The following is a 19,280-nucleotide window of genomic DNA, read 5'->3' as shown; positions in this document are numbered from 1 at the left end:
TCCTACAAAGGTCAAACGAGGCACAATTTCGTGAAAAGCGAGATCAACCTTCGAGACGACGAAAAGCCGTCGGCTTCTCGTAGAGCCAGCCGATACGCTCGATCGCCGCGTCAAGATTTTCGCGGGCGACATTCATCGTGTGGCCGTTGGCATGCAGAAGCGTTTCTTCGTTTTCCATCAGGCCCACATGCCCCTTCCAGAAAACGAGATCGCCGCGCCGCAATTCGTCCCGCTCGATTTCCAGTCCGAGCGTTCTTACCTGCATGTCTGTATCGCGCAGAACCAGACGCCCGGTCATCGCCATGGACAGCTGAACCAGCCCGGAGCAATCGATACCGAAACCCGACCGGCCACCCCAGAGATAGGGTGTTTCAATGAAGCGCAGTGCCACAGCGACGTAATCGTCCTCAGCAGCGGCATCGACGGGCTGGCAATGGGCAGCAATGATACCCTCCCCCTTCTCCGTCAGCAGATAACGGGTACCGCGCGTTTCCGCCTCGCCAACAATACGGATCAGGCTTCCCATCGAGAGCGCCGTCACCGGGTATTTGCGAAGTTCCGCCGCAGGATACAGAAAGGTCCGCGGCGCAGTCACGCGGTGGGTCGCAGCGGTGACATCAGCTATCGCAGTCTCGGGAAGATAACCGGTATAACCGTCCGCATCGGCCTGTACCCAGGCCCATCCATTCGCCCTGTCGAATACCTTCACCGTTTCGCCCATCAGCAATTCGGTATCGATACCGCCTGCCAGATCGGGCGACGGCCTGAGCGCGACGACCGGCACACTGACCTGTGCCTCGATACCGCTGACGAAGCGTTCGGCCTCGATAGCGCCCTTCAACTTTTCATCGGCCAGATCGGAGCGGAAGACATTCAGGCGGCGGTCGAGTATCATGATTCACGTCCAAGGGTTTAAATCTTTCGCGCCTGATCAATAACCAGATCGCCGAATTTTTCCAGATAGAGCGCACCGCTAACCGTTCGTTTTATGACAACGTTGCGCCGATCCTGATCGTCACGCTCGCGCTCCACCAACCCGAGAGCCCCCAGACTATCGAGCGCCCGCGTGATGACCGGCTTGGTAACCCCAAGCACCGCCGCAAGGCCGCGCACAGTATGCGGCGGCGGCACGAGATAAATCTGCAGGAGGATCGCGGTCTGGCGCAGGGTCAGGTCCGGCGCATCGGCCGTCACCTGTGACAGCGATACGCGATGCCAGAGGCCCAAAGCCGCACTTGGCGATAGTTCTACGGGCACGTCGATAAACCCTCCAGCCTTGTTCCCGTAGTGTTTTCAAGCAACCCGAATGAAAACTCAAGCACTGTGCAGCAAAACACAAACGCCGCGCTGCGATAATCCTTTCCTGGATAAACGGCAACGCGGCGTCATATGGACCCGTTTTTCGGGCTTTTTACGTCCCCTCTGGACTTACCAGTATAGAAGCAGGAAGTGTGCCAGTTTGCTATCGGCGAGCAAGTACAAGGAGAGTCAATAACTTACAGTCATGCGACCTCAAGGGCGCTATTTTCGCCTACCCCACCGCGCCGCAAAAACAGGCATCGGCGGTTTTTTGGGCGAAAAGCCTCCCGCCTGGCTGGCGGAAGGCTTCAATCGACAAACTCAGATTTCCGCGCCGCGAGCGGCTTCCACCGCGTTCGCGCTCTCCAGACGGTTATGCCGGATCGACGACCACAGCGAAACACCGATCAAGGTAGCTCCGCCAAGGCCGGTGATGACCTCCGGAATATGGAACATCGTCTGAACATACATGATGACCGAGAGGATGAGGATCGCATAGAAAGCGCCATGCTCGAGATAGCGATACTCGGCAAGCGTTCCCTTCTCCACCAGCATGATCGTCATCGAACGAACGTACATCGCACCGATACCCAGACCGATCGCAATGATGAACAGGTTCTGCGTCAGCGCGAAAGCACCGATCACACCGTCAAACGAGAAGCTGGCGTCAAGCACTTCGAGGTAAAGGAACGCGCCGAAGCCGCCCTTTGCCGCGCCTTCCAGCATTTCCTGGCTGCGGTCGAGAATGCCACCAACGACTTCAACGAGCAGGAAGGTCAAAAGACCCCAGATCGCCGAATGGAAGAAGGTGTTGGCCGCAACCGGGCCAAGTGCCGGATCCTCGCTTGCACCGATGATGCGGGAAAAGATGAGCATGACGATTAGCACGAAAGCGATTTCGATACCCTTGACGGAGGAATAGACCGCAGCCTTTTCCTCGATCCAGCGCACCCAGTGCACATCCTTTTCGTGATCGAAGAAGAAGTTGAGGCCGACCATCATCAGGAAGGTGCCGCCGAAGGCCGCAATCGGCAGATGGGCGTCATGCATGATTTCCGCATAACGTTCCGGCTGCGTAGCCGCCATGACAAGCGCTGTCCATGGGCCGACATTCGCGGCGACAACAACGATGAGGAGCGGGAAGACGATACGCATGCCGAAAACGGCGATCAGGATACCCCAGGTCAGGAAGCGATGCTGCCATTCCGGCGTCATATCCTTGAGCTTGTTGGCGTTGACGATAGCGTTATCGAAGGAGAGCGAGATTTCCAGCACGGCGAGAACCGCACAGATAAAGAAGATCGTGGCCGTGCCACCGACCGTTCCCGTCATTTCCCAGCCGAGATATCCGCCAAGGATCAAACCAACAACGGTAACGATAAAAGCCCACTTGAAGTAGGACAGCGTGGTTTTCTGGGCGGCGCTCATGTGCGGTCACCACCGGTCATGGAGACGATTGTGGAACGACGCGAGGCGTCGTGCCACACGCAGAAAGGACGCGCGCGAAGCACATTCAGGTTTTTCATAATCTTTAATCCGCCGGCCATTTTTTGCAGGCGGTACCGACATCACGAGAGCGCCGTAAAACTCTCGCCAGAGGGGCCCGGCACCTTTGTTTCCTCTGTCCTTGCGCGACGCGTCGCCGCAGGACTTCTTTCTACTCCTTGAAGATCACGCTTTCGTCAAGCCCCCGTGATATTCACACCGGGTGGCGCAACGAAAAAAGACAGGCTTACACTATTCCGCTGCTGCCCGTTCTCCAGCCTCCCGGCGACGCTTGAGGGTATTTTCGCGAAAGAAGATATAGAGTCCAGACACAACGATCAATCCGGCGCCTGCGATGATGCTGGCCTCTGGCACGTCACCGAAGAACAACCAGCCGAATATCACGGCCCACAGCAACAGCGTGTACTGCAAAGGTGCGACGGTTGCGGCATCTGCCAGCTTCAAGGCGCGGTTCACGAGTACATGGGCCGTCATGGCGATTACGCCCAGTAGGCAGAGCAGCAGGAGATCGAAGCTGCTCTGGACAGGCGCCCAGCCGGACGGCACCAGGAACAGGGCGATAAAACCGGCAATGGCCGCACCGACGATCTGCCAGAATGCCAGAACGGTATCGGGCGTATTCCGAAGCTGACGGCCGGACAGCATCATGAACGCGAAAGCCGCACTTCCAAGTATCGAAAAGAGAGCCGCAGACGTGAGGCTGGCCGAACTGGGCTTCAAGGCAACGATAACGCCGACAAAACCGATGGCGATCGCCGTCCAGCGACGCCAGCCAACCTTTTCACCCAGCAGGAACGGCGACAGAGCTGCAACATAAATCGGCGCGGCAAGCCAGTAGGTCATCACGTCGGCCAGCGGCAAGGCGGTGACGGCAAAGTAGAAACAGAAAAGCTCGGCAGTGGAAAAGAAAACGCGCGCTGCCTGCAGGGACGGACGCTCGATCTTCACGACACCGGAAAGACCCGCTTTCCAGAGAATGGGAACAAGAATGACGAGTGCGGCCGCACTTCTGATAAACACGACCTGACCCAGGCTATAGCTCGCGACCAGCCATTTCCCCATTGCATCGTTCAATGCGAAAAGCAGCATTCCAAGCAGCATGACAGCCACGCCGAGGCCAGTCGGCGAGAGCTTTCTAAGTATATTCGGCATTTCAGTTCCTGATGTCTCCCAATGACTGCATTGGTCGTTCAGGCGACTGCCTGTTGTCAAGTCCGGTACCAGCGCCCTACGGCAATAATCATACAATTAGGGTCGCGAAATTTGTTCCATGCGGATTTCAGGCAAAAATCCGCCGTTCTGACGCAACCAACTCCTGGAGAAAATCAACAACCGTCCGTACCCGAACAAGCTGGCGCGCAGATTCGTGATACGCCGTCCAATAGGCACGACTGATACCGATCCGAGGCAACACCCGTACCAACTCCGGATATTGCCCGGCGATATAGTTGTGCAGAATACCGATCCCCGCTCCCGAACGCACCGCCTCTGTCTGGCCGATCGCGCTGGAGATTTCGAAAGCGGCGTCCCAGTCGCGCATGACTTCTCCCGTGTAGTTCAGGGACGGTGAAAAGATCAGATCCTCGACATAACCAATACGGCGATGGCGTTTCAGGGTTTCGACGTCTTCCGGTATGCCATTTTCTTCCAGATACGCTTTGGATGCGTAGAGCCCGAGCGAGTAGTCGGTGAGTTTCGACAGCATCAATCGCCCCTGCTCCGGCCTTTCAATGGTGATGGCGATATCGGCTTCGCGCTGCGACAACGAGAAGGAACGCGGCACCGGCACAAGCTGGATCTTGAGATCCGGATAACGCGCCGTCAGTCGACCGAGTCTCGGCGCAAGGAAGGAGACCCCGAAGCCGTCTGGCGCACCGATGCGAACCGTGCCTGCAACGGCGGTATCTACACGCCCAAGGCTTGCCTGCGCATTGAGCATCTCGGTTTCCATGCGCTCGGCGGCGCTCAAAAACCGCTGCCCCTCCTCGGTAAGCTCGCAGCCATTCGTCCGACGAATAAAAAGCCGGGTCTTCAGCGCCCCTTCCAGCGAGGTTAATCGCCGTGACAAGGTTGCGTGGTTGAGCCCGAGCCGTTTGGACGCCGCAAGGATCTGCCCTGTCCGGGCAACAGCAAGAAATATACGAACGTCATCCCAATTCATGGCTTGCTGCGCATGACCACTGGATCAACGTCAACCAAAGCGAGTGACGTTACCATGCCCTCCACTGCTGCCTTGTATTTCAGGAAGTGCGGCGTCCTCAGGTGCGCTTCATAGGCCGCCTGGCCCGCGTAGATTTCAAGGATACGGATTTTTTCCGGACTGCCTTTGATCGCCACGGCGTTCAACGCCAGCACGCCGTCTTCATGGCTGACGGAAGCCTCGATTTCCTCCACAAGCAAACGGCGATAGGCTTCAACATGTAACGGATCGATCTCTATCTCGGCCATCCGCACGACTGGTTCATCCTGCATCCGCTTTTTGGCCCTCTCAATCAGCTTGGTAGACTCGCTGAACAGGTCATCGCACTTTAATTTACGCACAACGGATTATTATCCTAGTTCATTGATTTGTACAAATTGAAGTGCGATGGTTCCTCCACCAAAGAATCCAGGAGGAAAATCCATGAAGGAAATCGGTCATTTCATCGACGGCAAGCATGTGCCCGGCACCAGCGGTCGCACCTCGAATGTTTTCAACCCGGCAACGGGCGAAGTGCAGGCGACCGTCGCCCTTGCCAGCGATGCCGAGCTGCACGCTGCCGTGGAAAGCGCCAAGAAAGCGCAGCCGAAGTGGGCAGCCACCAATCCGCAGCGCCGCGCACGCGTGTTCTTCAAGTTCGTCGAACTTCTGAACCAGAACATGGACGAGCTTGCGACGCTGCTTTCCAGCGAGCACGGCAAGACGGTCGAAGATTCCAAGGGCGATATCATCCGCGGCCTCGAGGTGTGCGAATTCGTCTGCGGCATCCCACATCTTCAGAAGGGCGAGTTCACCGAAGGCGCTGGTCCCGCCATCGACATGTATTCGATCCGCCAGCCGGTCGGCATCGGTGCAGGCATCACGCCGTTCAATTTCCCCGGCATGATCCCGATGTGGATGTTTGCGCCGGCAATCGCCTGCGGCAACGCTTTCATTCTGAAGCCTTCCGAGCGTGATCCATCGCTGCCGATCCGTCTTGCCGAACTGATGATCGAGGCTGGTCTTCCGGCAGGCATCCTCAATGTCGTCAACGGCGACAAGGGTGCAGTCGATGCCATCCTCACCGACCCGGATATCGGCGCGGTTTCCTTCGTCGGTTCGACGCCGATCGCCCGTTACGTCTACGGAACCGCCGCAATGAACGGCAAGCGCGCTCAATGCTTCGGCGGCGCCAAGAACCACATGATCATCATGCCGGATGCCGATCTCGATCAGGCCGTCAACGCGCTGATGGGCGCAGGCTACGGTTCTGCAGGCGAACGCTGCATGGCCGTCTCCGTCGCCGTTCCGGTTGGTGAAGACACTGCGAACCGCCTTGTCGAGAAACTCATTCCGCAGATCGAGGCGCTGAAGATCGGCCCCTACACCGATGACAAGGCCGACATGGGCCCGCTCGTCACCAAAGAAGCGCAGACGCGCGTCAAGGGTCTTATCGACAGCGGCGTCGCACAGGGTGCAGAGCTTCTGGTCGACGGTCGCGACTTCAAGCTGCAGGGCTATGAAGACGGTTACTTCGTCGGCGGCTGCCTTTTCGACCACGTGACCCCGGACATGGACATCTACAAACAGGAAATCTTCGGACCGGTTCTCTCCGTCGTTCGCGCCAAGAACTATGAAGACGCGCTCGAACTGCCGATGAAACATGAATACGGCAATGGCGTCGCCATCTTCACCCGCGACGGCGATGCGGCCCGCGATTTTGCCAGCCGCGTCAACATCGGCATGATCGGTATCAACGTGCCGATCCCGGTTCCGCTGGCGTACCACTCCTTCGGCGGCTGGAAAGCTTCCAGTTTCGGCGATCTCAACCAGCACGGCACGGATTCGATCAAGTTCTGGACCAAGACCAAGACGATCACGTCGCGTTGGCCCTCCGGCATCAAATCCGGCGCCGAATTCGTCATGCCGACGATGAAGTAAGCCTCCCCTCATTCTTCGACAATCAGCAACCCCGCTCTCCCGAGCGGGGTTGCTGTCGATGAGGCAACGGCTATCGCAATGCCACTCGGCTCGCTGTACGTTGACCTTTTTGGCGCCCTCATTGTCTACGCACTTGCCGGTATCGTTTATCGGGCAGGCGTTCACAATGCCGTCGTCTCGTCCATGGCTCTCGACGGGCAACATCCGTTGCATAGCGATAGCAATCGCGGCCGCTATCTGTGGATCGTCATTTCAAACCTCGTCGCCAGCGTCATCACGATCGGATTGATGCGGCCATGTGGAATATGAACATAGCCTGCGCCAGCTTTATCGCGCCGCAGGTGTCGCAGGGCTGGTGATGCTGATTGCAGGTGACGTCGGTTCGGCGATGGAGGATACTCTGACGCAGGGCGGCGGCCTTCTGGCACTTTCCCATTCCCGCGATGCCGAGCGTCAAACCGATAAACGCTCCGTGGAACTCATGCGTGCTGCGGGACTGGACGCCACAGCCATCGAACGTTTCTTCGCGCTGCTCGAAGACAAGCTGGGCGACAAAGGCGGCACCAGCATCATCTCCACCCATCCCGGAACGTCAGAAAGGCGCAAGGCGATCCTCGATTACAACGCTTCGCTTGACAACAAACCGGCGGCCAACTGACCTGTCATTCGCGAGCGATTTCCGTCTGCCGGAAGCGTTCGCGGCCTCCATTCAGTTATCTGGTCCCTCGTTGAAGCCCACTTCATCGACCAGCTCGGAGGCCTGTTTGCGATAGACAGCGATATCCGTGAGCGACAGCTTGTCGGGATTGATCGGGCCAAATCCCTTCACCACGTCAGAAGGCTGCGCCCCGGGAAGAACGGGATATTCAAAGACCTGCTGGGCGTAGATTTCCTGAGCTTCGCGGGAGGCGAGAAACTCCATCAGCTTCAGTGCATTTTCCTTGTTCGGCGCATATCTCGTCATGGCCATGCCCGAAATGTTGACGTGCGTGCCGCGATCCGCCGCATTGGGGAAGATCACCCGAACGGAACCCGCCCATTCCTTTTCTTCCGGTTCCCGGTCATTGGTTAGCATCAGGCCGACATAATAGGTGTTGCCCAGCGCGATATCGCACTCACCTGAAAAGATCGACTTTGCCTGCGTGCGGTCCGTTCCGTCGGGTTTACGGGCCAGATTGTTCTTGAGAGCCGTCAGCCACGTGCGGGTGTAATCGACGCCGTGATGCGCGATCATCGAGGCGAACAGCGCGATGTTGTAGGAATGCTGGCCATCGCGAATGCAGATTTTGCCTTTCCACTTCGGATCGGCAAGTTCCTCATAGGTAATATCGTCCTGCGTTACCCGCTCCTTCGAGGCGTAGACCACACGACCGCGCGTCGTCAGCCCGAACCAGTCACCCTGCGGATCACGCAGATTGGCCGGAATATCCTTTTCGATGATCGGATCATTCAAAACCGGCTGCGTGACACCGCCCTCCTTGGCCTCCACCAGACGTGCGATATCGACCGTCAGAAGCACATCGGCCGGCGAGTTGACACCCTCGGCCTGGATACGCTCGACCAGCCCCTTGTCGAGGAACAACACGTTCGCCTCAATGCCGGTTTTCTTCGTAAAGGCGTCGAACAGAGGCTGGATCAACTCAGGCTGTCGATAAGAGTAGACATTCACCTCACCTTGCGCCGATGCAGCCGTCACCATCGATGTAGAGGCAAGGCATGCAAAAACGGCAGCGGGAAAACAGGATTTCATGCTTGCCATTGAGGGTGTCTCCATTAAAGTCAGATTCTTGAGTTTTCTGTTCATGAATCTGCATGACCGTCAACATTTCAGTTCCCGAAATTCGGGGCGGACGAGATTTTTTCAGTTTCTGGAATTGTTCTAAACTGAAAAACAGACTATATAACTCCACATTGAGAGTTAGGAGACCAGCATGCGCTTGACCAAACAGACCAACTATGCCGTTCGCATGTTGATGTACTGCGCCGCAAACGAAGGCAATCTGAGCCGCATCCCCGAGATCGCAAGGGCATATGGCGTATCGGAGCTGTTCCTTTTCAAGATTCTTCAGCCGTTGAACAAGGCAGGACTTGTCGAAACCGTCCGTGGTCGCAACGGTGGCGTCAGGCTTGGCAAGCCCGCCGACAAGATCAGCCTGTTCGATGTCGTCAGGGTCACCGAAGACAGTTTCGCCATGGCAGAATGCTTCGAGGATGGCGCCGTCGAATGTCCGCTGGTTGACAGCTGCGGCCTCAACTCCGCGCTTCGTAAGGCGCTGAACGCATTCTTCGACGTGCTCACCGAATATTCCATCGACGATCTCGTCAAGGCCCGACCGCAGATCAACTTCCTGCTCGGTCTCGACACGGAAATGCCCCGCACGGCCGCTCTTCCCGCGGCTTGATCCATCCAGCATTTTCTCCAGATTTTTGCGAACCCGCAGCGCATCGTTGCGGGTTGCTTTTTTGTCGATCACGGCGCGAGAGACGATATTTTCCGCCCAAAGGTTGACGAAACGGCGTGAAACGGCGCATGTGAAACCGAGATTTTCCAAGCAGTTTCCATTCGCGTTGTAATGATCATCAAGCCGGCATTCCATACATTTTTGCTGACCACCATTATCGGCAGCATCGGAGCGTTCCTCGCCAGCCTGCTTGCCATACCGGCACCGTTTCTGTCCGGACCGGCGCTTGCCGTAACATTATCCGGATTGTCCGGCCTCAAACTTGGTGTACCTGCCCTGATCCGCAACGCCTGTTTCGTGGTCGTCGGCATATCGATGGGAACGAGTGTCACGCCCTCCGTGATCGATGCAGCAAAGACGTGGCCCATCAGCTTCGTGGTGGTCCTCGTCGCCGTCGTCGTCATGCTCTACGTCGCCTACTGGATTCTGCACTACGGTTTCGGCTATGACCGGACGACCGCGATGCTCGGCGCCTCACCCGGCCATCTCAGCTACATCATCAGCCTCAGCGCGGATACCAAAAGCGATCTTGCGACTGTCAGCATCGTTCAAAGCGTGCGGGTTCTGGCCTTGACGCTTTCTGTGCCGCTGATCGTTGAATATCTCGATCTCGTCAGCACAGAACCGCCCATCAGCAACCCACCGATGGACATCGTGACGCTGATCGTGACAATTGCCGCGTCTCTGGCGCTCGGGTGGCTCTTTCTGCGCCTGCGGTTTCCGGCGGCCCTGCTGCTTGGCGGCGTCGCGATCTCCATCGGTTCGCATATTACCGGTTTCACCGAGGGCGGTGTTCCGACCTGGCTCAGCCTTCCTGTCTACGTCCTCATCGGTTGCCTTATCGGGACGCGGTTTTCCAATGTCTCGCTGATGGATGTACGCAAGGGCTTTGTCGCAGGTCTTGTCGTTACCATCGCCGTGATGTTCATCGCCGGCGTCATTGCCTGGATGATTTCCAGCATTACCGGCGTTCCACTCAACGCCGTCATGATCGCCTATTCACCCGGCGGTCTTGAAACCATGGCCGCCATGGCAGTGATGATGCATGCCGACACCGCCTACGTCGGCTCCCACCACGTACTGCGTCTTCTTTTCCTCTCCGTGCTGATGCCGCTGGTCATGGGCAAGTCTGCGCGCAAAACGGAAAACTGAGCGAATAATTCCCGCTCTCCCGACCAGACCTTTACGCGCACAACTTTTGCGGTGAGAATTCACGTTTCTGTCGCAACCATTTTGTGGCTGCCTCGTTGAACAGTTCAATCGACGTGCGCGAATAGTCATGCTCGTCTGGAAAATCGATCGGGGAGGAATTTTCATGAAACGCATGACAGGTCTGACAGCCGCCGGATTCGCCCTTACATTTTACGCCTCCATTGCTCAGGCACAGGTCGTCGTTTCATCGAAGATCGACACTGAAGGCGGAGTTCTCGGAAATATCATTCTCGCCGTTCTGAACCAGAACAATATCGAGACGACCGATCGTATCCAGCTCGGTGCGACGCCTGTCGTGCGAAAGGCAATCACCGCCGGGGAGATCGATATCTATCCTGAGTATACGGGCAACGCCGCCTTCTTTTTCGAAAAGGCAGATAACCCGATCTGGAAGGATGCGGCCAAGGCCTATAACGAAGCAAAGACACTCGATTTCGAAGCCAACAAGATCGTTTGGCTCACGCCATCGCCCGCCAACAACACCTGGGCCATCGCCATTCGCAAGGATGTGGCGGAAAAGAACAATCTGAAAACGCTTTCCGATTTCGGCAAGTATGTCGCGGACGGCGGTGAAGTCGTCCTTGCCGCCTCCTCCGAATTCGTCAATTCGGCTGCCGCCCTGCCAGCCTTCCAGACGACATATGGCTTCACGATGAAATCCGCGCAGCTGATCACTCTCTCGGGCGGCGATACAGCTGCCACGATTGCTGCCGCGGCCAACCAGACCAACAACGCCAATGCCGCCATGGTTTACGGCACGGATGGCGGCATCGCACCATCCGGGCTGGTGGTGCTGGAAGACGACAAGCATGTGCAGCCGGTCTATCAACCAGCCCCGATCATTCGCGAGGAGGTGCTGAAGAAGCATCCGGATATCGAAGCATTGCTGAAACCGGTATTCGAAAAGCTCGATCTGGCAACATTGCAGGAACTGAATGGCCGTGTGCAGGTTGGCGGCGAACAAGCCAAGACGGTGGCTGTGGATTTCCTGACGAAAAACGGCTTCATCAAGTAACGACCGGCAACACAGTGCAGCGGGAGACGGCATGTGACGAGGCGGCCTGACAAAGTAGGTGTGTTGATCGCTTTCCTGCTTTTTTATGCCGTCATCGCTCTGCCATTCATGACAGTTCGCGCCAATCGCATCGTCACCGGGGAAGCGAAAAGCATCCTTGGATCTCTTCCTGTCTCGGCAGCAATTATATTTGTTGGTTTCGCACTGCTTGCATCTGCGGCCGCATTTTTCCGCACACCGATACGATTGCGGCTTTCCGTTGCGCTCATCGGCCTCGTTGCGCTTGCTGTTTTCGCCGGTATTGCAGCAACGGCGATAACGCCGGAAAACAACAGCTATGCCCGCGTTTCCCCCGCCAGCGGCTTCTGGCTGCTTTTGGCAGGTTTCCTGCTTCTTGCGACCGACGCCATTGCCCGACTGCAACCCAGGCCAATCGTCCGGGTCGCGCTGCTGGCAGGTGGCCTGTCTGCTCTTGCAGCCTTCCTTTCAAGCGGCCTTTGGAATGATCTTTCCATCCTCAAGGAATATGCCAGCCGCGCCGACATTTTCTGGACTGAAGCTCGCAGGCATCTTGAACTTGCTCTGGGATCGCTTCTCGTAGCGACCCTCGTGGGAATTCCACTTGGCATCCTGTGCGCAAGGGTTACACGCGTGCGTTCTACCATTCTGAACGTCCTCAACATCGTCCAGACCATTCCATCCATCGCGCTTTTCGGGCTGCTCATCGCCCCCCTTGGCTGGATTGCCGCCAATATCGCTGGTGCATCCGCCATCGGCATTCGTGGCATCGGCATGGCTCCCGCCTTCGTCGCGCTTTTTCTGTATTCGCTGCTGCCCGTGGTTTCGAACACCGTTGTCGGACTGTCTGGTGTCTCACAGGCTGTGCGCGAGGCGGCGCGCGGGCTCGGCATGACAGCCACGCAACGGCTTTTCCAGATCGAGTTTCCGCTTGCGTTCCCCGTCATTCTGACCGGCATCCGCATCGTTCTCGTCCAGAACATCGGCCTTGCGACGATTGCCGCCCTGATCGGCGGCGGCGGATTTGGCGTGTTCGTTTTTCAGGGTATAGGCCAGACGGCCATGGATCTCGTGCTGCTGGGCACGATACCTACTGTCCTGCTCGGACTGACCGCCGCAATCTTGCTGGACGCGCTCATCGACAGCAATCTCTTCAGCGCCAGCAGAAAGCGTGAGGCATGATCGAGATCGAAAACATAACCAAACGATACAACGGAACTGCTGTGGTGGATGACGTATCGCTCAGCGTTCCGCCTCACACGGTCACCGTGATCGTCGGCACATCGGGATCGGGAAAAACCACACTGCTTCGCATGATAAACCGGCTGGTCGAGCCGAGTTCCGGCGCAATCAGGATCGACGGCCAGAACATCAACGGGCTACCGGGTTTCAGGCTTCGTCGGCAGATCGGCTACGCCATACAGGGGCACGGCCTGTTTCCGCATCGCACGGTTGCGCAGAACATCGCGACCGTACCAGAGCTGGTCGGCTGGGACAGGAAAAGGATCGACGCCAAGACCGAGGAGCTTATGCTGCTCTTTCAACTCGATCCGGCGCTCTACGCCAACCGTTTTCCACACGAACTTTCCGGCGGGCAGCAGCAGCGTGTCGGTGTGGCACGCGCTCTCGCCGCAGAACCAAACATCCTTCTTATGGACGAACCCTTCGGCGCACTCGATCCCGTCATCCGCGCAAAGGCGCAAACAGATCTCCTTGGCATCCAGAAAAAGGTGGGTGTGACAGTTGTTCTGGTGACGCATGATATGGATGAGGCGTTCCGACTGGCGCAACAGATCGTCGTGATGGACAAGGGCCGTGTCGTGCAGTGCGGATCGCCCGCCGAACTCGTTCTGAAGCCCGCGACGGATTTCGTCCGCACCATGATTGGCGAAACCGAACTGTCCCTGAAATTGCTGTCCGTTCTGCCGATTGCCGATGTGATCGAGCCGGGAACGGCCGAAGGAAGCCCGCTTGCCATCCACGCCACTCAGCGTGATGCGTTGTCCGCCATGCTGTGGACGGGGCTAGACGCATTGCCGGTAACTGACGAGGAGGGCAGGCTTCTCGGTCGGGTGCACCGTGATGTTCTTCTCCAGCATGCAGCCGGAACGACATGAACAAATCCGTTACGTTTCTTGCGAATGGCCTGCTGCTTCTGGTGCTCGTGATCTTCCTGACAGCGCCGGAACTCTTTGCGCCGATCTTTGAGCCACTCGTGCAACCCAATGCGCCTGCCATCTACATTCAGGCAAACCTGTTTTCGCTCACACTGTCGCATCTGGCGATCGTTGGCGTTGCCACGACACTGGCAACGCTGGTTGCCGGCACGCTCGCCATCGTTGTCACCCGCCCTTTCGGTGCAGAGTTCCTGCCGCTTTCCCGCAGCATCGTGAACATCGGCCAGACGTTTCCGCCCGTCGCTGTTCTGGCGCTTGCCGTACCGATGATCGGCTTTGGCGAAAAGCCAACCCTCATCGCCCTTTTTCTTTATGCCCTTCTCCCCGTTTTCGAGAATACGCTGACCGGGCTCACGACGCTTCCCGCCACTGTGCTGGACGCCGCAAAAGGCAGTGGCATGACGGGTTGGCAACGGCTTGTGAAGGTCGAGCTGCCGCTTGCCCTCCCCGCTATCCTTGCAGGCATAAGGCTTTCGGCCGTCATCAGCCTTTCCACCGCAACCATCGGCTCAACCGTCGCGGCACGAACGCTGGGTGAAGTCATCATTGCCGGGCTGCAATCCAACAATCTGGCCTTCATTCTTCAGGGCGGCTTGATCGTTGCAGCCCTCGCAATCCTGATCCACGCAGGATTCTCGGCGCTGGAAAAAAATGCCACCAGAAAAGCAGGCCATTGATATGAACTGCTGACGGTAAACTTTTCTGTTTCGATGGTTTGCTCCCCGTGTTAGGGGCTGATCGTCGAAACAGAAACATTCGAGGCTCGGGTGACGCAGGCAATCATAGTGATGGGAGTGAGCGGCTGTGGCAAGTCCACGGTTGGTGAGGCACTGGCTGAAAAGCTTGGCATCACGTACATCGAAGGCGATAAGCTGCATCCCAAATCCAATGTAGACAAGATGTCTGCCGGCACTCCCCTGACCGACGAAGATCGCTGGCCGTGGCTCGACCTCATCGGCGCGGAACTGCGCAAGGGATATGAAGGCAGCGGTGTCGTCGTTTCCTGCTCGGCACTGAAGAAGATCTATCGGGACCGACTTCGCGAAGCCTGCGACGGTCAGCTCGCTTTCGTCTATCTCGAAGGCAGCCTCGAATTGCTCAGCCAGCGCATGGGCGAACGCAAGGGGCATTTCATGCCGCTATCGCTGCTCAAGACACAGCTTGCGACACTGGAGGTGCCAACCGGCGAACCTGGCGTCGTGACGGTCAGCATCGACGCCACACCGGATGAGATCGTCGAAAACGCCCTCTCCGGCCTCAAGACGGTATCATTCTAAAGCCCGAGCTTGTCCCTTAGTCCGTACCACCAAGCGCCCAGCACGGTGAGCGGAACGCGGAAGGTCTTTCCGCCGGGGAACGGATAGTTCGGCAGCGAACTCCAGATATCAAAACGCTCGGCGTGGCCTGCAACAGCTTCGCCGAGAATCTTGCCGAGCAGGTGGGTGGTCGTAACGCCATGGCCGCTATCGCCATGCGAAAAATAGATGCGATCCGAAAGCCTGCCCATGTGGGGAATGCGCGTCAACGTCAGCGCAAAGTTGCCGCTCCAGGCAAAATCGATTTTGGCTTTCGCCAGCTGCGGAAACGTCTTCAGCATATTGGGACGGATGACGCCGGTAAGGTCCGACGGATCGCTACCGCCATAACCGATGCCACCACCGTAAAGCAGCCTGTTGTCGGAGGTCCGACGATAATAATCGAGAATGTAGTTGGCATCTTCGACACAATAATTCGCCGGCAACAGACCTTCGATCAGCGCCGGATCAAGAGGCTCGGTTGCCATGACCTGACTGGAAACCGGCATCATGCGATCACCGATTTCGGGCAAAAGCTTGCCAAGATAGGCGTTGCCGCAGACCAGTACGTATTTTGCCTTCACGCTGCCGGCCGCAGTGCGAACGAGGGGATTTTCGCCCTGCTCGACAGAAATCACCCTTGAGTTTTCGAAGATACGTGCACCAAGGCTCTCGGCAGCAGCAGCCTCTCCCTGCACGAGATTGAGCGGATGGATGTGCCCGCCGAAACGGTCGATCATGCCGCCCGCATAACGATCCGTTCGCACATATTTTCCAACGTCAGCCTTGGACACCATCTCAAGACCACTGTGGCCGTGCTTCTCCCAATGGGCCTTGTGCGCCTCCATTTCGCGGATCTGCTTGGGTGTGAAGGCCGCGAAGAAACCGCCATCGACGAGATCGCAGTCGATAGCGTATTTCTTCACCCGCTCACGGATGATCGCGCCGCCCTCCAGCGACATTGCTCCCAGCTTCACCGCCTTGTCACGCCCGTAGCGACCGGCGATGGTTTCCAGATCACGGCTGTAGCCGTTGACGATCTGACCGCCATTGCGGCCAGAGGCACCGAAGCCAACCCGCACCCCTTCCAGAACGACAACGGAATAACCGCGTTCACTGAGTTCCAGTGCCGCGGAAATTCCGGTGAAACCGCCGCCGATCACGCAGACATCGGTATCCAGATGCCCCTCGAGCGAAGGACGCACGGATTTGACGTTGGCGGAGGCCGCATACCAGGACGTGGTATGGCCGGGATTGGGAATACTCGTGACTTCAGCCATTTCAAACCGTCCTGATATAGGCGTCATACTCGACGTCGGTTACACGCAAAGAAAACTCGGAAAGTTCCTGCTGTTTGCAGGCGGAAAACAGCGTGCGATATTTCTGGCCGAGGGTTGCATATGCAAAGCTCGAGCGCGTGAAACGCTGCAGGGCGTAATCCCAGTTGGTCGGCAGCGGTTCGTGATTGATGGCGTGGCTGTCGCCCGAGATCGCGCCACCCGGCTGACGTTTTTCCTTCATGCCAGCGAGTGCCGCGCTAAGGATCATCGCCAGAACCAGATACGGGTTGGTGTCTGCACCCGCAACACGGTGTTCGATACGCGTCGCCGGTTTGCTGGCGACAATGACGCGCACCGCCGCTGAACGATTGTCGATGCCCCAGGAGGCGTAGGTCGGTGCATGTTCGCTGGGCGTCAGTCGCCGGTAGGAGTTGGCGTGCGGCGCGAAGATCGCCATGCTTTCTCCCATGTTCTCCAGAAGGCCACCCACCGAATGCATCAGCGCATCGGAAGGCCCATTTTCTCCGGCGTAGACATTGTTGCCATCCCGGTCGAGAACCGAAAAATGCACATGCATGCCGTTACCGGCCTGCATGCCATAGGGCTTGGCCATGAAGGTGGCATCGAGATCATGCTTGCGCGCCACGCCCTTGACGATGCGTTTGAGGAATACGGCGAAGTCCGCTGCCCTCAAGGCATCAGGCACATGGTTGAGATTGATCTCATACTGGCCGGGACCGTTTTCCCGAAGCGTGGTATCGGCCAGCACGCCCTGCGCACGGCAGGCGGTGGCGATATCGTGAAAAACATCCTCGAAATCCTGTAATTCTGAAATCGACAGAACCTGCGTCTGGCCGGTATGCCAGCGTCCTTCGCGACTGTTGGGCGGACGGACCGGATCGAGCGCCGAGCGCACCGGATCGATCAGATAAAACTCGAGTTCAGTAGCAACAACGGGCGTCAGTCCGGCTTTTCGGTACCCCTCCAGCACCTGCGACAGGACATGCCGGGGGTCGCCATAAAAACCCGACCCGTCCGGGTTGCGCATGGCAAGGAGAACCTGCGCCGTGGGCCGCCCAAGCCAGGTCACGCGCGACAGGGTACCGGGAACAGGGAAACAGAAACCGTCCGGATCCCCGGTTCCTTCCGCAAGCCCGGCGGCGTGGACGTCTCGGCCCCAGATATCCAGCGCGTAAACGGAGCGCGGGATCGCCATGCCTTTCTCCAGCACGTCGATGGCCCGCTCACGCGGAATCCATTTACCGCGCGGCACACCGTTGGCATCTATGACAAAGGCTTCAAGTATTTCGATATCAGGGTTATCGGCGAAAAATTTCTTTGCGTTTTCAATATCATCCATCATGCACCAGCAGGCTGTTTCCATTCGGTTCGCGCAGCACGGAGCGCGCTAACGAAAATCGTCCTGCTGCTGATAAATGAGAAACCTCGCCGTCATGATGACGTTCGCCCTTCTTTACGCGGCTAAACCGCGCCTTTTCCCCTTTTATGAGACCATGCTACGTGGCCAAATGCCCAAAGGCCAGAGAATTCAGAAGATTTTCGCACTTCTTACGGATTGAACCTTTCGGGTCGGTAAGGGTCGAGTGGTACAACCGGCGTCTCGCCGAGCATCGTTTCCGCCAATATCCGGCCGGTGATCGGCCCGAGTGTCAGGCCATGATGGGCGTGACCGAAAGCGAACCACAATGCGGCATGGCGTGGTGCCTTGCCGATGATCGGCATCATATCCGGCGTGCAGGGCCGCGATCCCATCCATGGTTCGGCGTCCAGCTTGCCGCCCAGCGGAAAGACCGTGCGGGCAATGCGTTCGGCGCGCTCGATCTGGACCGGCGATTTCGGCGCATCGCGTTCGGCAAATTCCGCGCCTGTGGTCAGGCGGATGCCTTTTCGCATCGGAGCCAGGAAATAGCCCCGCTCGACATCGATCAGCCAGTTGTTGAGTTTCCTGCCCGTCTGCGGCGCGTAGTGCATGTGGTAGCCGCGCTTGACCCCCAGCGAAAACCTATAACCAAGCCGCCCCGTCACCGTGTCTGCCCACGGTCCCAGTGCGACAACGGCATGTTCGGCTTCAACCGAACCCGTCTCGGTGCGTACAGTCCAGCCCTTGACCGTCTGGCTGAGGGTCGCCGCATCGCCGCGAACGACTGAACCGCCAAGGCTTTCAAAAAGCCTGACATAGGCGAGAGTCAGCGCGTGCGGATCGAGAACGGACCAGGGGTCGTTCCACTTCAGGCCACCGACGAAATCGTGGCTGAGATCCGGCTCTGCCTCGGCCAGATCCGCACCACTGAGTTTCGTATGGGAAATGCCATGGTCACGAGCCAGGCGTTCAGCGAAAGCATAATCGGCATCGCGCTTTTCCGCGGTTCTGTAGGCTTCCATCCAGCCGTTCTTGACGATCAGCTCTTCCGCCTTCGCCTCCTTGATCAGGATATCATGCTCGGAAACCGAATGTTCGATCAGCGGCGCATACGCCTTCGCAATCGCGGCGTGACGGGATGCGGTGGAGTGAAACCAGTATCGACCGAGAAATGGCGCGATCTTAGGCAGCGCACGCAGGTGGTAATGCGCATCGATACGGTTGTTCAGCGAGTATTTGAGCAGCAGGCCTAGATCCTGCGGGAAACCGTATGGCACCACGCCTTCGCGCTGGATCAAACCGGCATTGCCGAAAGAGGTTTCCTCACCCGGCCCTCGCCGATCTAGCAGCACGACCGACTTGCCCCTGCGCGCCAGTTGCAACGCCACCGAAACCCCAATGATTCCAGCCCCCAGAACAATCACATCCGCTGCCATTCCACCCATCCACTTTCACCGCGTACCTGCCAAGGCACATGCCAGCAAGATGGGTCGGCGCATCCGGCAAAGCAATGAA

General features: G+C 57.7%; 19 protein-coding genes and 1 pseudogene. 10 read left to right on the top strand and 10 right to left on the bottom strand.

The window, feature by feature from the left end; translation table 11 throughout:
• Positions 1 to 43: 43 nt before the first annotated feature.
• The 6 genes from N7578_RS10200 to N7578_RS10175 all read right to left on the bottom strand — a co-directional run bounded on the left by N7578_RS10200 (position 44) and on the right by N7578_RS10175 (position 5,277).
• Positions 44 to 895, bottom strand: a complete 852-nt coding sequence (locus tag N7578_RS10200; RefSeq protein WP_311110238.1) for an NlpC/P60 family protein — start codon at positions 893 to 895, stop codon at positions 44 to 46.
• 17 nt (positions 896 to 912) lie between these two features.
• On the bottom strand, positions 913 to 1,257 hold the full coding sequence (locus N7578_RS10195) for a MarR family winged helix-turn-helix transcriptional regulator (protein WP_311110237.1): 345 nt from the start codon (positions 1,255 to 1,257) through the stop codon (positions 913 to 915).
• Positions 1,258 to 1,620: 363 nt separating this feature from the next.
• The gene (locus N7578_RS10190; protein WP_311110236.1) at positions 1,621 to 2,727 is read right to left on the bottom strand and encodes a DUF475 domain-containing protein; all 1,107 of its coding nucleotides are present in this window, start codon (positions 2,725 to 2,727) and stop codon (positions 1,621 to 1,623) included.
• A 309-nt stretch (positions 2,728 to 3,036) separates the two neighbouring features.
• Positions 3,037 to 3,957 (bottom strand): DMT family transporter, encoded by a 921-nt coding sequence (locus N7578_RS10185; RefSeq protein ID WP_311110235.1) that lies wholly within the window; start codon positions 3,955 to 3,957, stop codon positions 3,037 to 3,039.
• Between the two features lie 127 nt (positions 3,958 to 4,084).
• Positions 4,085 to 4,966, bottom strand: a complete 882-nt coding sequence (locus N7578_RS10180) for a LysR family transcriptional regulator (RefSeq protein ID WP_311110234.1) — start codon at positions 4,964 to 4,966, stop codon at positions 4,085 to 4,087.
• The gene (locus tag N7578_RS10175) at positions 4,963 to 5,277 is read right to left on the bottom strand and encodes a putative quinol monooxygenase (protein ID WP_311112460.1); all 315 of its coding nucleotides are present in this window, start codon (positions 5,275 to 5,277) and stop codon (positions 4,963 to 4,965) included. The genes N7578_RS10180 and N7578_RS10175 overlap by 4 nt, the downstream gene beginning before the upstream one ends.
• A gap of 151 nt (positions 5,278 to 5,428) precedes the next feature.
• On the opposite strand from N7578_RS10175, the gene N7578_RS10170 reads away from it, so the two are divergent.
• The 3 genes and pseudogenes from N7578_RS10170 to N7578_RS10160 all read left to right on the top strand — a co-directional run.
• A complete protein-coding gene (locus tag N7578_RS10170) occupies positions 5,429 to 6,925 on the top strand; it encodes a CoA-acylating methylmalonate-semialdehyde dehydrogenase (protein ID WP_311110233.1) in 1,497 nt (498 codons plus the stop codon).
• A gap of 78 nt (positions 6,926 to 7,003) precedes the next feature.
• Complete coding sequence (locus tag N7578_RS10165; RefSeq protein ID WP_311110232.1) at positions 7,004 to 7,234, top strand: DUF898 family protein; 231 nt, start codon at positions 7,004 to 7,006, stop codon at positions 7,232 to 7,234.
• Positions 7,218 to 7,583 (top strand): annotated as a pseudogene (locus N7578_RS10160) (M48 family metallopeptidase); the annotation flags it as partial. The gene N7578_RS10165 and the pseudogene N7578_RS10160, both read left to right, overlap by 17 nt.
• 51 nt (positions 7,584 to 7,634) lie before the next feature.
• Here N7578_RS10160 and N7578_RS10155 read toward each other — a convergent pair.
• Positions 7,635 to 8,684: a Fe(3+) ABC transporter substrate-binding protein gene (locus tag N7578_RS10155; RefSeq protein ID WP_311110231.1), complete on the bottom strand. Its 1,050-nt coding sequence runs from the start codon at positions 8,682 to 8,684 to the stop codon at positions 7,635 to 7,637.
• A 172-nt stretch (positions 8,685 to 8,856) separates the two neighbouring features.
• Between N7578_RS10155 and rirA the strand changes: the two genes are divergently transcribed.
• The 7 genes from rirA (at position 8,857) to N7578_RS10120 (ending at position 15,086) form a co-directional block, all read left to right on the top strand.
• Positions 8,857 to 9,327, top strand: a complete 471-nt coding sequence (gene rirA / locus N7578_RS10150) for an iron-responsive transcriptional regulator RirA (RefSeq protein ID WP_311110230.1) — start codon at positions 8,857 to 8,859, stop codon at positions 9,325 to 9,327.
• Between the two features lie 171 nt (positions 9,328 to 9,498).
• Complete coding sequence (locus tag N7578_RS10145; RefSeq protein WP_311110229.1) at positions 9,499 to 10,539, top strand: AbrB family transcriptional regulator; 1,041 nt, start codon at positions 9,499 to 9,501, stop codon at positions 10,537 to 10,539.
• Between the two features lie 163 nt (positions 10,540 to 10,702).
• Positions 10,703 to 11,614: a glycine betaine ABC transporter substrate-binding protein OsmF gene (locus tag N7578_RS10140; protein ID WP_311110228.1), complete on the top strand. Its 912-nt coding sequence runs from the start codon at positions 10,703 to 10,705 to the stop codon at positions 11,612 to 11,614.
• 33 nt (positions 11,615 to 11,647) lie between these two features.
• Positions 11,648 to 12,814, top strand: a complete 1,167-nt coding sequence (locus N7578_RS10135) for an ABC transporter permease (protein ID WP_311110227.1) — start codon at positions 11,648 to 11,650, stop codon at positions 12,812 to 12,814.
• Complete coding sequence (locus N7578_RS10130; RefSeq protein ID WP_311110226.1) at positions 12,811 to 13,749, top strand: ABC transporter ATP-binding protein; 939 nt, start codon at positions 12,811 to 12,813, stop codon at positions 13,747 to 13,749. The genes N7578_RS10135 and N7578_RS10130 overlap by 4 nt, the downstream gene beginning before the upstream one ends.
• On the top strand, positions 13,746 to 14,486 hold the full coding sequence (locus N7578_RS10125; protein ID WP_311110225.1) for an ABC transporter permease: 741 nt from the start codon (positions 13,746 to 13,748) through the stop codon (positions 14,484 to 14,486). The genes N7578_RS10130 and N7578_RS10125 overlap by 4 nt, the downstream gene beginning before the upstream one ends.
• A gap of 111 nt (positions 14,487 to 14,597) precedes the next feature.
• Complete coding sequence (locus N7578_RS10120) at positions 14,598 to 15,086, top strand: gluconokinase (RefSeq protein ID WP_311112459.1); 489 nt, start codon at positions 14,598 to 14,600, stop codon at positions 15,084 to 15,086.
• Here the strand turns inward: N7578_RS10120 and N7578_RS10115 are convergent.
• The 3 genes from N7578_RS10115 to N7578_RS10105 all read right to left on the bottom strand — a co-directional run bounded on the left by N7578_RS10115 (position 15,083) and on the right by N7578_RS10105 (position 19,201).
• Positions 15,083 to 16,384 carry an FAD-binding oxidoreductase gene (locus tag N7578_RS10115; protein WP_311110224.1) on the bottom strand — a complete coding sequence of 434 codons (1,302 nt, stop codon included), beginning with the start codon at positions 16,382 to 16,384 and terminating at the stop codon, positions 15,083 to 15,085. The genes N7578_RS10120 and N7578_RS10115 overlap by 4 nt on opposite strands.
• Position 16,385: 1 nt before the next feature.
• Positions 16,386 to 17,747 carry a glutamine synthetase family protein gene (locus tag N7578_RS10110; RefSeq protein WP_311110223.1) on the bottom strand — a complete coding sequence of 454 codons (1,362 nt, stop codon included), beginning with the start codon at positions 17,745 to 17,747 and terminating at the stop codon, positions 16,386 to 16,388.
• 206 nt (positions 17,748 to 17,953) lie between these two features.
• Entirely contained in the window at positions 17,954 to 19,201 is a 1,248-nt protein-coding gene (locus tag N7578_RS10105) for an FAD-binding oxidoreductase (RefSeq protein WP_311110222.1), read from the bottom strand.
• Positions 19,202 to 19,280 lie beyond the last annotated feature (79 nt).

It is taken from the genome of Agrobacterium tumefaciens (assembly GCF_031801495.1).
Lineage (GTDB): Bacteria > Pseudomonadota > Alphaproteobacteria > Rhizobiales > Rhizobiaceae > Agrobacterium > Agrobacterium tumefaciens_K.
This window is presented reverse-complemented; position numbering and strand designations above follow the sequence as displayed.

What these genes read in the sequence shown, in the direction of transcription:
- N7578_RS10200 (WP_311110238.1), bottom strand. Translation starts at nt 895, where the DNA reads ATGATACTCGACCGCCGCCTGAATGTCTTCCGCTCCGATCTGGCCGAT.
- N7578_RS10190 (WP_311110236.1), bottom strand. Translation starts at nt 2,727, where the DNA reads ATGAGCGCCGCCCAGAAAACCACGCTGTCCTACTTCAAGTGGGCTTTT.
- N7578_RS10185 (WP_311110235.1), bottom strand. Translation starts at nt 3,957, where the DNA reads ATGCCGAATATACTTAGAAAGCTCTCGCCGACTGGCCTCGGCGTGGCT.
- N7578_RS10180 (WP_311110234.1), bottom strand. Translation starts at nt 4,966, where the DNA reads ATGAATTGGGATGACGTTCGTATATTTCTTGCTGTTGCCCGGACAGGG.
- N7578_RS10175 (WP_311112460.1), bottom strand. Translation starts at nt 5,277, where the DNA reads ATGCAGGATGAACCAGTCGTGCGGATGGCCGAGATAGAGATCGATCCG.
- N7578_RS10170 (WP_311110233.1), top strand. Translation starts at nt 5,429, where the DNA reads ATGAAGGAAATCGGTCATTTCATCGACGGCAAGCATGTGCCCGGCACC.
- N7578_RS10165 (WP_311110232.1), top strand. Translation starts at nt 7,004, where the DNA reads ATGCCACTCGGCTCGCTGTACGTTGACCTTTTTGGCGCCCTCATTGTC.
- N7578_RS10155 (WP_311110231.1), bottom strand. Translation starts at nt 8,684, where the DNA reads ATGGCAAGCATGAAATCCTGTTTTCCCGCTGCCGTTTTTGCATGCCTT.
- rirA (WP_311110230.1), top strand. Translation starts at nt 8,857, where the DNA reads ATGCGCTTGACCAAACAGACCAACTATGCCGTTCGCATGTTGATGTAC.
- N7578_RS10145 (WP_311110229.1), top strand. Translation starts at nt 9,499, where the DNA reads ATGATCATCAAGCCGGCATTCCATACATTTTTGCTGACCACCATTATC.
- N7578_RS10140 (WP_311110228.1), top strand. Translation starts at nt 10,703, where the DNA reads ATGAAACGCATGACAGGTCTGACAGCCGCCGGATTCGCCCTTACATTT.
- N7578_RS10130 (WP_311110226.1), top strand. Translation starts at nt 12,811, where the DNA reads ATGATCGAGATCGAAAACATAACCAAACGATACAACGGAACTGCTGTG.
- N7578_RS10125 (WP_311110225.1), top strand. Translation starts at nt 13,746, where the DNA reads ATGAACAAATCCGTTACGTTTCTTGCGAATGGCCTGCTGCTTCTGGTG.
- N7578_RS10120 (WP_311112459.1), top strand. Translation starts at nt 14,598, where the DNA reads ATGGGAGTGAGCGGCTGTGGCAAGTCCACGGTTGGTGAGGCACTGGCT.
- N7578_RS10115 (WP_311110224.1), bottom strand. Translation starts at nt 16,384, where the DNA reads ATGGCTGAAGTCACGAGTATTCCCAATCCCGGCCATACCACGTCCTGG.
- N7578_RS10110 (WP_311110223.1), bottom strand. Translation starts at nt 17,747, where the DNA reads ATGATGGATGATATTGAAAACGCAAAGAAATTTTTCGCCGATAACCCT.
- N7578_RS10105 (WP_311110222.1), bottom strand. Translation starts at nt 19,201, where the DNA reads ATGGCAGCGGATGTGATTGTTCTGGGGGCTGGAATCATTGGGGTTTCG.